Annotated in this window: 14 protein-coding genes and 3 pseudogenes; 10 read left to right on the forward strand and 7 right to left on the reverse strand. The window is 67.3% G+C overall.

The annotated features are described in order from the left end of the window. Window positions 1-17 precede the first annotated feature (17 nt). The 3 genes from O3Q52_RS34345 to O3Q52_RS34355 form a co-directional block, all read right to left on the reverse strand. On the reverse strand, window positions 18-959 hold the full coding sequence (locus tag O3Q52_RS34345; RefSeq protein ID WP_269652553.1) for a carbohydrate ABC transporter permease: 942 nt from the start codon (window positions 957-959) through the stop codon (window positions 18-20). A gap of 13 nt (window positions 960-972) precedes the next feature. Continuing rightward, entirely contained in the window at window positions 973-1,968 is a 996-nt protein-coding gene (locus O3Q52_RS34350) for a carbohydrate ABC transporter permease (RefSeq protein WP_269652554.1), read from the reverse strand. Window positions 1,969-2,078: 110 nt separating this feature from the next. Next, complete coding sequence (locus O3Q52_RS34355) at window positions 2,079-3,392, reverse strand: extracellular solute-binding protein (RefSeq protein WP_269652555.1); 1,314 nt, start codon at window positions 3,390-3,392, stop codon at window positions 2,079-2,081. Between the two features lie 285 nt (window positions 3,393-3,677). On the opposite strand from O3Q52_RS34355, the gene O3Q52_RS34360 reads away from it, so the two are divergent. Continuing rightward, window positions 3,678-4,694, forward strand: a complete 1,017-nt coding sequence (locus tag O3Q52_RS34360; protein ID WP_269652556.1) for a LacI family DNA-binding transcriptional regulator — start codon at window positions 3,678-3,680, stop codon at window positions 4,692-4,694. Window positions 4,695-4,836: 142 nt separating this feature from the next. Here O3Q52_RS34360 and O3Q52_RS34365 read toward each other — a convergent pair whose 3' ends face one another. After that, window positions 4,837-5,427: a HAMP domain-containing sensor histidine kinase gene (locus O3Q52_RS34365; protein WP_269652557.1), complete on the reverse strand. Its 591-nt coding sequence runs from the start codon at window positions 5,425-5,427 to the stop codon at window positions 4,837-4,839. A 307-nt stretch (window positions 5,428-5,734) separates the two neighbouring features. On the opposite strand from O3Q52_RS34365, the gene O3Q52_RS34370 reads away from it, so the two are divergent. The 4 genes and pseudogenes from O3Q52_RS34370 to O3Q52_RS34385 all read left to right on the forward strand — a co-directional run. After that, window positions 5,735-6,406 (forward strand): glycoside hydrolase family 11 protein, encoded by a 672-nt coding sequence (locus O3Q52_RS34370; protein ID WP_269652558.1) that lies wholly within the window; start codon window positions 5,735-5,737, stop codon window positions 6,404-6,406. Continuing rightward, on the forward strand, window positions 6,403-7,089 hold the full coding sequence (locus tag O3Q52_RS34375) for a polysaccharide deacetylase family protein (RefSeq protein WP_269652559.1): 687 nt from the start codon (window positions 6,403-6,405) through the stop codon (window positions 7,087-7,089). The genes O3Q52_RS34370 and O3Q52_RS34375 overlap by 4 nt, the downstream gene beginning before the upstream one ends. Window positions 7,090-7,206: 117 nt before the next feature. Beyond that, window positions 7,207-7,296 (forward strand): annotated as a pseudogene (locus tag O3Q52_RS34380) (IS5/IS1182 family transposase); the annotation flags it as partial. Beyond that, window positions 7,290-7,615: pseudogene (locus tag O3Q52_RS34385) on the forward strand (transposase); the annotation flags it as partial. The pseudogenes O3Q52_RS34380 and O3Q52_RS34385, both read left to right, overlap by 7 nt. A 46-nt stretch (window positions 7,616-7,661) precedes the next feature. Here the strand turns inward: O3Q52_RS34385 and O3Q52_RS34390 are convergent. Beyond that, on the reverse strand, window positions 7,662-8,504 hold the full coding sequence (locus O3Q52_RS34390; RefSeq protein WP_269652560.1) for a DUF6461 domain-containing protein: 843 nt from the start codon (window positions 8,502-8,504) through the stop codon (window positions 7,662-7,664). 80 nt (window positions 8,505-8,584) lie between these two features. On the opposite strand from O3Q52_RS34390, the pseudogene O3Q52_RS34395 reads away from it, so the two are divergent. Beyond that, a pseudogene (locus O3Q52_RS34395) lies at window positions 8,585-8,722 on the forward strand (IS256 family transposase); the annotation flags it as partial. Window positions 8,723-8,933: 211 nt separating this feature from the next. On the opposite strand, the gene O3Q52_RS34400 reads toward O3Q52_RS34395, so the two are convergent. Further along, complete coding sequence (locus O3Q52_RS34400) at window positions 8,934-9,845, reverse strand: LysR family transcriptional regulator (RefSeq protein ID WP_269652561.1); 912 nt, start codon at window positions 9,843-9,845, stop codon at window positions 8,934-8,936. Between the two features lie 282 nt (window positions 9,846-10,127). Here O3Q52_RS34400 and O3Q52_RS34405 point away from each other — a divergent pair, with 282 nt between their 5' ends. From O3Q52_RS34405 to O3Q52_RS34420, 4 genes are all read left to right on the forward strand, one after another. Further along, window positions 10,128-10,760, forward strand: coding sequence for an NADPH-dependent F420 reductase (locus tag O3Q52_RS34405; protein ID WP_269652562.1), 633 nt, complete (start codon window positions 10,128-10,130; stop codon window positions 10,758-10,760). A gap of 52 nt (window positions 10,761-10,812) precedes the next feature. Then, window positions 10,813-11,748 (forward strand): SDR family oxidoreductase, encoded by a 936-nt coding sequence (locus O3Q52_RS34410; protein WP_269652563.1) that lies wholly within the window; start codon window positions 10,813-10,815, stop codon window positions 11,746-11,748. A gap of 81 nt (window positions 11,749-11,829) precedes the next feature. After that, window positions 11,830-12,489 carry an NADPH-dependent F420 reductase gene (locus O3Q52_RS34415; RefSeq protein ID WP_269652566.1) on the forward strand — a complete coding sequence of 220 codons (660 nt, stop codon included), beginning with the start codon at window positions 11,830-11,832 and terminating at the stop codon, window positions 12,487-12,489. Between the two features lie 294 nt (window positions 12,490-12,783). Continuing rightward, on the forward strand, window positions 12,784-13,281 hold the full coding sequence (locus tag O3Q52_RS34420) for a peptidylprolyl isomerase (protein WP_269652564.1): 498 nt from the start codon (window positions 12,784-12,786) through the stop codon (window positions 13,279-13,281). Between the two features lie 206 nt (window positions 13,282-13,487). On the opposite strand, the gene O3Q52_RS34425 is transcribed toward O3Q52_RS34420, so the two are convergent. Next, the coding region (locus O3Q52_RS34425) for a VOC family protein (protein ID WP_269652565.1) at window positions 13,488-13,744 on the reverse strand (257 nt) is incomplete at its 5' end.

Raw genomic sequence — 13,744 nt, forward strand, 5'->3', positions numbered from 1 at the left:
GGGGGACGGTGGGGCGCTCATCCCTTGACCGCTCCCTGCATGATTCCGCCGACGATCTGGCGGCCGAAGACGATGAACATGACGAGCAGTGGCAGGGTGCCGAGCAGGGCGCCCGCCATGATCAGTGACTGGTCGCGTATGTATCCCGCGCTCAGCTGGGTGAGTGCGACGGGCACCGTCGGGTTGGACATGTCGAGGACGATGAACGGCCAGAAGAAGTCGTTCCAGGCGTGCACGAACGTGATCATGAACAGGACGGCCATGGGCGGCCGGGCGATCGGCAGCACGATGCTCCAGAAGATGCGCAGGGAGTGCGCACCGTCCACGCGGCCGGCCTCGACGAGTTCGTCGGGCAGCGCCTCGCTGAGGTACTGCCGCATGAAGAACACCCCGACGGCGCTGACGAGCGTGGGGAAGATGACGGCGGGCAGCTGCTGGCCCCAGCCCAGATCCGTCATCATCATGAACAGCGGTACGACGCCGAGTTGAGGCGGCACCAGCATCGTGCCGATCACGAGCATGAGCAGGATGTTGCGGCCCGTGAAGCGGAGTTTCGCGAAGGCGAAGCCGGCAAGGGTGGCGAACAGCACCGTGGACAGGGCGATCACGCCGGCCACGATCAGGCTGTTGAGCATGGCCTTGCCCAGCGCGGCGTCCTGCCAGGCCTTGCCGAGGTTCTCCAGAAGATGGGGTCCCGGCAGGAACGGCGGAGGCGTCTGGGTGACGCGCGTGTTGTCGGTCGACGCCGCCACCATCGTCCAGTAGAGCGGGAAGAGCGAGAACAGCGCCGCGATCCCCAGCAGGATGTAGGCGACGGGACCCGCGTGGTGCTGACGTCCGGCACCCGGGTGCCGGAACAGTTGTCGGCTCCGCCGGCCGGGCGGGGTGTCCTTCCGCGCCTTTTGCGCGGTGCCGGAGCGTGCGTCCGGCGTCTGGACCGGGATGCTGTCAGTGGTCATGGAGATCTCCCGGTCAGCCCTTGCGCGCGATGACGCGCGTGACAAGTCGTTGGACGACGAACACCACGATGAGCAGCAGGAACATCGCCCAGGCGACCGTGGCGGCCCGGCCCATCTGATAGTTCTTCCAGCCCTCCTCGTACAGCAGCAGTCCCAGCGTCTGGTACTGGTTGTCCGCTCCCCCGGTGATGCCGTTCGGGCCCTGGCCGAAGATCAGGGGCTCGCCGAAGAGCTGGGTGGCGCCGATCGTGGACAGGACGATCGTGAACACGATGGTGGAGCGGATGCCGGGGATGGTGACCGTCAGGAACTGCTGCCACCGCGAGGCGCCGTCGATGGCCGCGGCTTCATAGCGGTCGCGTGGGATCGCCTGCATCGCCGCGAGGTAGAGCAGGGCGTTGTAGCCGGTCCAGCGCCAGATGACGATCGTGGAAATGGCCGTCTGCGCGGCCCACTTGTTGTTCTCCCAGTCGACGTTGTCGACGCCGACCAGGCTCAGCATCCAGTTGATCATGCCGAAGTCGCGCTCGAAGAGCATCGTGAACACCAGGGCCGCGGCACCCACCGACGTGGCGTACGGCGTGAGGGCGGCGACGCGGAAGAACGTCGAGCCACGCAGCCGGTAGTTGAGCAGGTGCGCCAGCCCGAGCGCCATCAACAGCTGCGGCACGGTCGACAGGACACCGATGGTGAACGTGTTGAGCAGTGCGTTCCAGAAACGGTCGTCTTCCCACAGGGCCGTGTAGTTGTCGAAGCCGACCCACTCCATGAGGTTCAGGGTCGACAGTTCGACGCGGTGCAGGGAGATCCACGAGGTGTAGATGAGCGGGTAGAAGCTGAAGGCGGCGAAGACGACGAAGAACGGGGCGACGAAGGCGTACGGGGCGCCGCGCACGTCGAGACGGTGCAGCAGCGTACTGCGCCGCTGATGCTCCGCGCCGGTGCCGGACCCGGCCGGCGGGGCGGCACCGGGCGCACCGTCTGGGGTTGTCGGGGTGGAGATGGCCACCGGAAGGCGTCCTTCCTGGAGGGTGACGGGGAGGGCAGGGGCCCGGCGGCCCACTTGGGGCCGTGCGTGGGACGCCGGACTGCTGCGGAGGTGGGCGACGGGGCCCGAGGTCAGCCGGCGGCCTTCTCGATGCGCTTGTCCGTGGTCTTCCATGCCTCGTTCGGGCTCTTGTTCTGCGCCTCGATCAAGGTCAGTCCCTGCGAGAAGATGTCCTTGATGGTGCCGTCCTTGCGGCCGAGCACCTGCTCATCCGGGATCTCCTTGGCCGCGGTGCTGAAGATCTTCCCGATGGGCGCGCCACTGAAGTAGTCGGACTTGGCGTCGACCACTTCGGGCATCCCCAGCGCGGTCTGCGACGAGGGGAAGTTGCCGATCTCCTTGAAGAGGTAGGCCTGCTGCTCAGGGGCGGTGAGCCAGGCGACGAGCTCCTGCGCCTCCTTCTTCACAGGGCTCTTCTCCATCACGCCGAGGAACGCTCCACCCCAGTTGGCGCCCTTCGGCGCTTTTGCGACGTCCCACTTGCCCTTGTTCTTGGGGCCCGCCTTCTCACTGATGTGCGCGAGCATCCACGCCGGGCAGACAGTGCTGGCGAAGGTGCTGTTGGCCAGGCCGGGGTCCCAGCCGGGCTGGAACTGGCGGAGCTTGGCGGTCAGATCGGACGTGGCCGCCTCGGAGGCCAGCTTCCACGCGTCCTTCACGACAGGGTTGGTGGCATAGATCAGCTCGCCCTTCTTGTCGTAGAACTGCTGGGAGTTTCCGTAGATCATGGCGTTGAACAGCCCGCTGGAGCTGTCCATGAAGGCGACCTTGTCGTCCTTCGACTTCTGCTTGAACCGCTTGCCCGCGTCGACGTACTTCGACCAGTCGCCCTCCCACAGCTTGGCGACCTCGTCGCGGTCGGTGGGCAGGCCGGCCTGCTCGAAAAGGTCCTTGCGATAGCAGACCGCCATCGGACCGATGTCGGTCCCCAGGCCGATGACCTTCTTGTCCGCGGTGGTGACCTGGCTCTGCTTCCACGGCAGGAAGTGGTCCGTGCCGGCCACGCCGGCCAGATCGACGAACTTGTCCTTCTGCGCGTCCGAGAGTTCCTTGGCCCGACCAATCTCTATGCCCTGGATGTCCTTCAGCCCGCTGCCGGCGGCCAAGTGGGTCTGCAGGGCGGTGTAGTAGGTCTGCTCGTCACCCGCGACGTCCGCCTTGATGACGACGTTCGGGTGCTCCTTCATGTACTTGTCGAGCAGGCCGGTCTCCTTGAAGCCCATGACGCCGAACAGCCCCATGGTGATGGTGACCTTGCCGTCCTTCTTTCCCCCACCGGTCCCCCCGCTGTCACTGCTTCCGCAGCCCACGACCAGGCCGAGAGCCGACACAGCCGATATGGCGGCCACGGCTCGTGTACGCAACTTCCTTCGGGCCTTGCCCATTCAGTCCTCCTAGCGGCGGCGCTGACGCACCGGAGTTCGAGCCCCACGGTCCGCTCCGTAGGACCCGATTTGTCCCAGTGGGCACGTTCCCAAATGTCATTGGGAACGTGCCCACTCGGAGGCTCGAAGCGTGGCCGCCGCAAAAGGCTCCTGTCAAGAAGTTGAAGCAACTTCGTTGCCGGAAGATGTCGCACCCCTGCCCCCGGACCCTGCTGACGCTCTTGGCGGGTCTGGCACAATGCGCTGGTGGAAGCCGTTCGGGCGCCGCGCAAGCGAGGAGGCGACATGGGGGGCAGCCAACGCCCGACCATCAAGACCGTGGCCGCGCGCGCCGGGGTCGGACGTACCACGGTTTCACGAGTCATCAACGGCTCGGAGCTCGTCAGCGACAAGGCCAAGGCCGCCGTGCTCGCCGCCATCGCCGAGCTCAACTACGTTCCGAACTCGGTTGCCCGGGGGCTCGTGACGAGCCGGACGAACTCCGTGGCCCTCGTGATTCCCGAGTCGGAGAGCAGACTGGGCTCCGAGCCCTACTTCTCGGCGGTCATCCGCGGGGTCAGCACCGCGCTCGCCAAGACCCGGACGCAGCTCCAACTGGTCCTCGTACGCGACCAGGCCGAGCGGGACCAGCTTACCGAGTCGGTGGCGGAGCGGCGGGTCGACGGAGTGCTCCTGGTCTCGGTGCACGAGCACGACCCGCTGCCCGGCCTGCTGGAGGACATGGGTCTGCCCACGGTGCTCGCCGGGCGCCGCTCTCCCGCCGAGTCGCTCAGACATGTGCACTCCGACAACGCGGGCGGAGCCGCTGCGGCCGTCGGGCACCTCCTCGCTCGCGGACGGCGGACCATCACGACGATCAGCGGCCCCCTCGACATGGACGTGGCGCGCAGCCGGCTCCAGGGATGGCGCGAGGCCCTCGAGAAGGCGGGCCACGAAGCCACGGAGCACCTCGTGGTCTCGGCCGACTTCACCGAGGAGGGCGGCGAGGCGGCGATGCGTTCACTCCTTGAACAACTCCCCACGCTCGACGCCGTGTTCGTCGCCTCGGACGTCATGGCGGCAGGTGCGCTGGCGGAGCTGCGCAGGCAGGGGCGCAGCGTTCCCGGCGATGTGGCGGTGGTCGGATTCGACGACTCCATCATCGCCCGGCACAGCAACCCGCCCCTCACCAGCGTGCGTCAGCCCATCGAGGAGATCGGCAACACGATCGCCCGCATCCTCCTGGAAGAGATCAGCAATCCCGAAGAGCCGCGTCAGCACGTCGTTCTTCCCACCGAACTCGTGGTGCGCGAATCGTCGTGAAACTGCCGCGCACCGGCAGGATCGAGACACCACAGAACGCCCACGGGCGACCACGCCAACTGGGCTTGTGCCCGGCGAAGTTCGAAACCCTCGCGCATGAACTCTTGGCGCCTGAGCATCCGGCTGCTGGACACGAACCGGCTCATGCCTGATGCTGCCCGGCCATGTTGGACAGCAGGTTCTCGAGGATCTGCCGCAGTCGGTGCGGGTCGCCGACGGTCTCCGCGACGTCGAGTTCCTCGGCTCCGGTGGGATCGGCCGCCGTGTGCAGCGGGCCGAGGCCGACGGGATGGGACGCACGGTGGACGGCAGTCGCACTGACGGCGTCCGCAGCCAGGGACAGCAGGTCGACCCGTTCCCTCCGGTAGGAGGGTTCCTTGTCCAGGGTGGCAAGCAGCTGGAGGTCGTCGACGAGCAGGCTCATGCGCTCCGCGTTCTGCGCGATGAACCGGTTGGCCTCCTGCAGTTCCTGCGCCGGGCGTCGCTCCGGGCGCAGCGCGAGTTGGGCATAGCCCTGGATGGCGGTGAGCGGGGTGCGCAGTTCGTGCCCCGCGTCGGCGACGAACCGGCGCAGCCTGGCCTCGGAGGCCTCGCGGGCCAGCAGCGCCTTCTGGAGACGGTCGAGCATGGAGTTCAGGACCCGGCCCAGCCGTCCGATCTCGGTGCGCGGATCGGTGTCGGGCAACCGCAGACCGAGCCGGTGTTCACCGACGCCTTTGATCACACTGATCACCTGTGTTCCCGGCCGTGCTCGGTGGAAAGCCCCCTTCCACCGGTGAGGGGTGGGCTTCCAACTACTCCGGACCCGTTCGAAACATTCGAAGACGCAACCTGCATATTCGATCTTCAGCAACCAGGCATCAATCTCATGCCACATCGATAAACCCGAACATGCCTACGAGCAGGCCTTATCGTCTCCGCAGACACCGAGTTCTGCACGAATGTTTCGTAATCGAGTGCGAAACTATTGACGCTTGACGAGTGCAGGTCAACACTGTCGGACCAAACCCCCGCCCGTGGAAGACGGAGGAAACCCGCACATGAACCTCATACCTGCACAGCCAAGCCGCAGGCAGGCCTGCGCCATGCTGCTGGGCGCCGCGACCACGCTGGCTCTGCCCAGCACGGCCCGCGCCGACACGGTCGTCACCACGAACCAGACCGGCACCAACAACGGTTACTACTACTCGTTCTGGACCGACGCGCAGGGCACGGTCTCCATGAACCTGGGCTCCGGCGGCAACTACGGCACCACCTGGCGGAACACCGGGAACTTCGTCGCCGGCAAGGGGTGGAGCAACGGCAGCCGCAGGACCGTGTCCTACTCGGGCTCCTTCAGCCCGTCCGGCAACGCCTACCTGTGCCTCTACGGGTGGACGTCCAACCCGCTGGTCGAGTACTACGTCGTCGACAACTGGGGCACCTACCGGCCCACGGGAACGTACAAGGGCGCCGTCACCAGCGACGGCGGCACGTACGACATCTACCAGACGACGCGGTACAACGCCCCGTCCGTCGAAGGCACGAAGACCTTCAATCAGTACTGGAGTGTCCGGCAGTCGAAGAGGACCGGCGGCACCGTCACCACCGGCAACCACTTCGACGCCTGGGCGCGAGCGGGAATGCGGCTCGGCAGCTTCAGCTACTACATGATCCTCGCGACCGAGGGATACCAGAGCAGCGGCAGCTCCAACATCACGGTGTCGGCATGAGCACCCGGACACCGCTCGCGTTACATCCCCTGCCGACGACGCTCGCCGCCGTCGCACTGATCGCCGCGGGCACGCTCACCGTGAACGCCGCCCCGGCGCAGGCCGCCGCCTGCAACGGATACGTCGGGCTCACCTTCGACGACGGCCCGTCCGGCAACACACCGGCCCTGCTCAACGCGCTCACCCAGAACGGGCTGCGGGCCACGATGTTCAACCAGGGCCAGTACGCCGCCGCCAACCCGTCCCAGGTACGGGCACAGGTCAACGCCGGCATGTGGGTCGGCAACCACAGCTACACCCACCCCCATCTGCCCCAGCTCGGCCAGGCACAGATCGACTCGGAGATCTCCCGGACCCAGCAGGCGATCGCGGCCGCGGGCGGCGGTACGCCGAAGCTGTTCCGGCCTCCGTACGGCGAGACGAACTCGACGGTGAAGGCCGTCGAGGCCAAGTACGGTCTGACCGAGATCATCTGGGACGTGGACTCACAGGACTGGAACGGCGCCGGCACGGATGCCATCGTCCAGGCCGCCGGACGGCTCGGCAACGGCCAGATCATCCTCATGCACGACTGGTCCGCCAACTCGCGGGCCGCGATCCCCCGTATCGCGCAGGGGTTGACCGCCCGCGGCTTGTGCGCCGGAAGGATCTCTCCGCAGACCGGCCGCGCCGTAGCCCCCTGACAGATCGGGTCGGCGTTCCCTGTACGACCACAGCGCACCGCCCATGGGGTGTCGCCCCGGCGACATGCCCGCAGCGACGGTCGGCCTCGCGCCGGCCGTCGCCTCTGTGTCCGCTTCAGCCGCGCGCTGTCCGCAGCCCGGGCATCGGTCGAGCGCGGCGTCGCACGAATGAAGTCGTGGCGTGCCTTCCGCACGGAGCAATGCTCAGAACTTGTGGATCGGCCCCGGGAGCGCGAAGAGTGCGGCTGCAGGGCATCTTGTACGTCCTGGGTCAGGACATCGCCTGGCAACTCCTGCCGCCGGAGCTCGGTTTCGGCTCCGGACAGACCTGTCGGCGACGTCTGGACCGCTGGCAGAAGGCCGGAGTCGTCGAGCCGCTGCACCGTATCCCGCTCGCCGAACTGCACACGGCCGGCGAACTCGACTGGACGCGCGCGTGGACGGCTCCCACGTCCGCGCCAAAAAGAGGGGAGACACGACTGGTCCGTCGCCGGTCGACCGGCGGAAGACTGGCAGCAAACACCATCCAGAGGGCGGCGAGTGCGCCGGGGCACCATCCATGCGCCCGCCCGCTACTCCCCCGTCTCGTGCTCCGAACGATCCGTGGCCGACGGCTCGTTGTGGGTGATGACGACCGGCGCGTCTGCCTCCGCCCGTGCGCGGTCCGACGCCGTCGCGATCTCCTCGTATGTCCATTCCCTGTACAGGCGCTCTCCGTGGGCATCGGTGATGTCGATGACCACACCGGTCCACTCCTCGGCGGGCTGTTCGGGGACGAGTCCCAGTTCGTACGTCGCGTCCCGGAGGAGGGATTCGGTGACGCGTATGCCGGTGAGTCTCTCGGCCAGAGCGAGCACCGCCGCCTTCCGGTCGACGTCCGGGGCGCTCTCGTCGTGCTCTCCCTCGGCAGTCAGGGGGAAGCCGACTTCCCGCAGCAGGGGGACCAGTTCATCGGGCGTGTTGCCGTCGCGCGACGAGGGACCCTCGAACGTCGTACGAAGCTCACCGTCTTCGAACCAGTGGAAGAGGTGGATAGGCTTGCCACCGTTGGTCGAGTGCGACACGACCCGGCCGCCCTGCGACAGCGTCTCCACGCACGTGCCCGCGATCCCCAAGCCCCCGTCGAAGCCGAGGACCATTGTCCAGTCACCGTTCTCGCCCGGAGCGCTGAAGACGCCCGCGACGTAGGACTCGTCCCCGTAGTCGTAGTCCACCTCGGCGCGGTGGGCGTCATCCGCCTCGACCAGCCCGGCCGTTCCCTCCCCGGTGCCTCGCGGTTCCGCCTCCATCGCACGCAGCACCTCGCGCGGGGTTCGCCCCCGTATCAGTGTCAGGGTGTATCCACTCTCCATCGCATGGCGGAAGAGAGGCGAGGTGCGGATCCAGGCGTAGTCGTACGCGGTCGCCAAGTTCATACGGCGCAGTGTGCCTGATGCCCCTGACAACGCCCGGTGCAAGCCGGTTCGCCGAGTTGGCGGCTGAGACCGATGCGGCCGGGCGCCGTCTGGTGGTCCGCATCGGGCACCACCGGCCCCGCACTGTGGTCACCGCGGCCGGACCGGTCGAGGTCACCGCACCCCGAGTGAACGACCGGCGGGTCGACGACGCCACCGGCGAGCGCAAACGGTTCTCATTGAGATCGAGGAGTGGAAGTGTCTCGCGGAATTGATCGACAATTCCTTTGACGAATTCAACGAGATCACGATTTTCATCAGCCTGGAAAGCGGCCGCGCGACGATTTCGCTTCTCACTGTACGCCGGCATCGCCTCCGCCCCGAGCTCAATGCCTTCGCCATTGCTGTGGCCGCGTGCCCCTGTTGGCGAGGTGTTGTCATTCGCACTGCTCAACCGTGCTTTGAAGCGGCTTCGCCTCCAAGCTGCCACATTTCATAGTTCCCGCATTCCGCTGTGATCTCGGCCGTCGACTGAGCCGCGGTGAAGAAGTCATCGACCACCGGCGACGTGTGCGATGCCGCCACCGCGAGGCACACCTGGTCTGGCGCCATATCCGGGATGGGCACATAGACGACGTCCGGATGTGAGTAGAACAAGGTCGCCGAACGGGCCAGGAACGAGATGCCCCGGCCGGCCGCGACATGCTCGAGCATCTCGTCCACCCCGCGCACCAGGTACCCGGCGTTGGGGTGCGGGCGCCTGGTGGGCTGCGTGCTCGGGTCGGCATGCCAGACCAGCGGTTCTCCGGTCAGGTCGGCCTCGGTGACCTCCTCCTTGCCGGCCAACCGGTGGCCGGTGGGCAGCACCACCACCCGCGGCTCGGTGTACAGCGGGGTGACGTGCAGGCCGGCCTCGTCGATGGGCAGCCGCACATAGCCGACGTCGATGCGGCCGTCGAGCAGCATCGGGGCCTGGTCGTCCCATTCGATCCGCTGCACGTCCACGACCACGTCCGGGTGCCGGGCCTCGAACGCCCGCGCCGCCGGGATGACCGGGATGCCGGCCCGGAAACCGACCGTCAGCCGCCGGCTGCCGCGGGCGGCCACGGACACCCGGCGGCGGACCGCGTGCGCGGAGGCGAGCAGCGGACCGGCGTCGGCCAGCAGTTGTCGGCCCGCGTCGGTCAGCGCTACGCCGTGGCGATCCCTGGTGAACAGCGAGGCGCCGAGATCCTGCTCGAGCGCACGGATCTGCCGGCTGAGCACCGGCTGCGCGATATGCAGTTCGTCGGCGGCGCGGCCGAAGTGCAACTGGTCGGCCACGGCGACGAAGTAACGCAGTTTGCGCAGGTCCAGATCCATGGCGCCTCCCGGTCCGGTGATGCCTTCAAGGTATCACCACGCCTTAAAGAGGTCTTGGACACCCACTCAGGCCAATGGCAACCTGAATAGGTACCCAATGGGGTCGAACGAATTCGGCACAAGAATTCGAGATCGAAACTTGATAGCAGGACCAGGCCCAGAATGAGCACGTCAGGAATTGGGCGCCGTCCATCGCGCCATTCAACTGCGTTGACGACGCAATCGTTGAAAACGACGGCGTGGGCATGGCGTCCTATGCAGCTCCAGAAAGCAGGCACACGAATGAGCAGCATCAGCATTGTCGGCCTGGGGAACATGGCCGGCGCCCTGGCCGACCGGGCGCTCGCCGGTGGCAATGCCGTCGAGATCATCGGCCGCGACCCGGCCAAGGCCCAGGAATTGGCCGCCGCGCTCGGCGACGCCACAGTCGGGGCGGCCGGCGCCGCCCCGGCCGGGGACATCGTCGTCCTCGCCGTGCCGTACGCCAACGCGGCGGCTGTGGTGCGCAAGTACGGGGACGCACTACAGGGCAAGGTCATCATCGACATCACCAACCCCGTCTCCCCCGATTTGCAGGGTTTTGTCACCCCTGACGGCAGTTCCGGCGCGCAGGAGATCGCGAAGGCCGCCCCCGCCGGCGCGCATGTCGTCAAGGCGTTCAACACCCTGTTCTCCCATGTTCTGGCGGCCGGCCCAGCCGAAGGTCGCCCATTGGACGTGTTCATCGCCGGCGACGACGCGCGGGCGAAGACACGCGTGTCGGCGTTCATCGAGAGCCTGGGACTGCGCCCGCTGGACACCGGTCAGCTGGCAATGGCGCGGGCACTGGAGAACGTCGGCCTGTTGCAACTGGGCCTCGTCGCCCACTCCGTCAAGCACACCAACTTCTTCCTCGGCGTCAGCATTCTCGGCTGAGCGCACCCGCACCACCACTTCTCACGCCACATCATTCACAAGGAGCAGTAGCGTGCGCGTTTTCGTCACTGGCGGGACCGGCCATTCCGGTTCCTACATCATCCCCGAGCTCATCGCCGCCGGGCACGAGGTCACCGGCCTGGCCCGGTCGGACACGGCCGCGGCGGCGGTGTCCGCGCTCGGCGCGAAGGTGCGTCGCGGCGACCTCGAGGATCTCGACGGGCTCAAGGAGGCGGCCGCGGACTCCGACGGCGCCATCCACGTCGCGCACAGGCAGGACCTGCTTCCCTCCGGCGGGATCGACGCCGTGGCCGCCGCGGAGCTCCCGATCATGCTCGCGTACGGCGAAGCACTGGCGGGAACCGGAAAGCCGCTGGTCGCGGCGGGGAGCATAGGCTCGCCGGGGAACCTGGGCCGGCCCGCCACCGAGGAGGACCCGGCCCTTCCCGGCGGCGATGAGTACAAGGGCACGCTGCGGGTTCGCAACGTCGTGGAAACCGCCGTAGTCGGCCTCGCCGAGCGGGGAGTGCGGTCTTCGGTCGTGCGGATTGCCAACATCGCGCACAGCACGACCGATCGTGCCGGCTTCCTTCCGACGCTGATCGCGCTCGCGAAGGAGAAGGGTTTCGTCGGCTACCCCGGAGACGGCGCGAACCTGTGGAACGCCGTGCACGTCCGCGATGTCGCATCCTTGTTCCGCTTGGTGCTGGAGAAGGGGCCGGCCGGCAAATACTGGCACGCGATTGGGGACGGGGGCGTCCCGCTCCGCGAGATCGCCGAGGCCATCGGCAGCCGTCTGGGCCTGCCCACCGTGAGCGTTCCCACGGACGTACTGATGGTGCCGGGATACTTCGGGTTTCTCGCGAACGTAGTCACGCAGAGCTACCCGGCGTCCAATCACATCACCCGCCGGACCCTCGGATGGGAACCCGCTCAGCCCGGCCTGCTCGCCGATTTGGACAACGGCCATTACTTCTCCGCCAGTTGACGGCAGGGCCCCGAATCGCAACGAGTCCGGCAAATGACAAGGGTTCGGCTCTTCTGAAGGGACGCCGAGAATATGACAACTGTGGGATTCATCGGAAGCGGACACATCGGCAGTGCTGTCGCGCGGCTCGCCATCGAGGCCGGGCACCAGGTCGTGCTCAGCAACTCGCGCGGTCCCGAAACGCTCGCGGACACGGCCGCGGAACTGGGGCCGCGGGCGTCCGCGGCGACGAGCGGGGAGGCCGCGGCGGCCGGTGACATCGTCGTGGTCACGGTGCCGGTCAAGGTGTTCCCCGACTTGCCCGCCGCGTCACTGGCCGGGAAGACGGTCATCGACACGTGCAACTACGGCCCCGAGCGTGGCGGGCACATCCCCGAGCTCGACAGCAAGTCGCTCACCTCGAGCGAACTGCTACTGCGGTACATCCCGGACGCCATGCTCGTGAAAGCGTTCAGCAACATCTTCTTCAAGCACCTGCTGTCACTCGCCCGCCCGGCGGGGGCGGCCGACCGCTCCTACCTGCCGATCGCCGGGGACTCCACGCCGGCGAAGGCGGCGGTGACCGAATTCATCGAATCCATCGGGTACAGCGTGGTGGACGCGGGACCGCCGGCCGACAGCTGGCGGCAGGCGACGGGCGCGCCTGTGTGGGGGACCCCGTACGGACCCTTCTCGAACGAGAAGGGCCGGCCGGTCGGCGAGGACGCCATCCGCGCGGCACTGGCCGCCGCAACGCGGTAACCGCAGGTTGGCGCGGGCCGCGGTATGGCCCTGCCGTGTCATGGCCCCGTCCGGTAGACGGCGCTTTCTAGGGGCCATAACGCAGAACTCGTTGCCGTCCGGATCCGCCGGGATGTGCCATGCCCTGCCGTTCTCGCGGACCGGTCACCCGAACGCGGCCGTTCCCAAGTCGGTGACCCGGCGGACCTCGGCGGTTGGTTCCGGATACGCAAGTCCGGGTGAAGACGGCCTCCGCGACCTTGGCGGACCGGGGTGGCTCCAGTGCAGTACGCGGCGCCATGACAGGATCCCCCTATGTCTACCAACGTCTTCTTCGACATCAACATTGACGGCAGCGCCGCGGGCCGGATCGTCTTCAAGCTGTACGACGACGTCGTCCCCAAGACGACGCAGAACTTCCGCGAGCTCGCCACCGGCCAGCACGGCTTCGGATACGAGGGCTCCGGCTTCCACCGTGTCATCCCGGACTTCATGCTCCAGGGCGGCGACTTCACCCGCGGCGACGGCACCGGCGGCAAGAGCATCTACGGCCAGAAGTTCACCGACGAGAACTTCAAGCTCAAGCACGACAAGCCGTTCCTGCTGTCCATGGCAAACTCCGGCCCCAACAGCAACGGCTCGCAGTTCTTCATCACCACGGTCCTCACACCCTGGCTGGACGGCAAGCACGTGGTCTTCGGCGAAGTCGTCGAGGGCCAGGACCTGGTGAGGAAGATCGAGTCCCTCGGCTCACGTTCCGGCGCCACCCGCGCAAAGATCGAGATCGCCTCCTCGGGCGTTTTGGAGAAGTAGCGCCTTCGCCCCGGGCGGCGGGTCCGGCTCGACGCGGGCCGTCCGGCCGCGCGTCCGCCCGCTCGGCCCGGGGCCTTCCGAGTCAGACATCCCTTGTCAAGGGCGTCCCATGTCACTGAAGTGCATGTCGAGTGGGAGCTCCATGAGGCCTTCTCGGCAACGTGACAGTTGCCGTGTGTGACGGGGCACGGGTGCCCGCTCCCGGCCTAGTTCTGCGGTGCCAGGGTGCGTAGGACGCAGAACTCGTTTCCCTCAGGGTCTGCCATGACCACCCAGTTTCGGCCTGGGCCCTGGCCCACATCCGTCTTGGTGGCGCCGGGGCCGAGCAATCTGGAAACCTCGTCCTGGGTGCTGCCATCGATCGGGCTGACGTCGAGGTGAAGCCGGTTCTTCACGGTCTTGCCCTCGGGCACCTGGATGAACACCAGGGTGGGTGGCATCTGGCGGGCCCGGACATCCTCGA

This window comes from Streptomyces sp. ActVer, assembly GCF_027270795.1.
GTDB lineage: Bacteria > Actinomycetota > Actinomycetes > Streptomycetales > Streptomycetaceae > Streptomyces > Streptomyces umbrinus_A.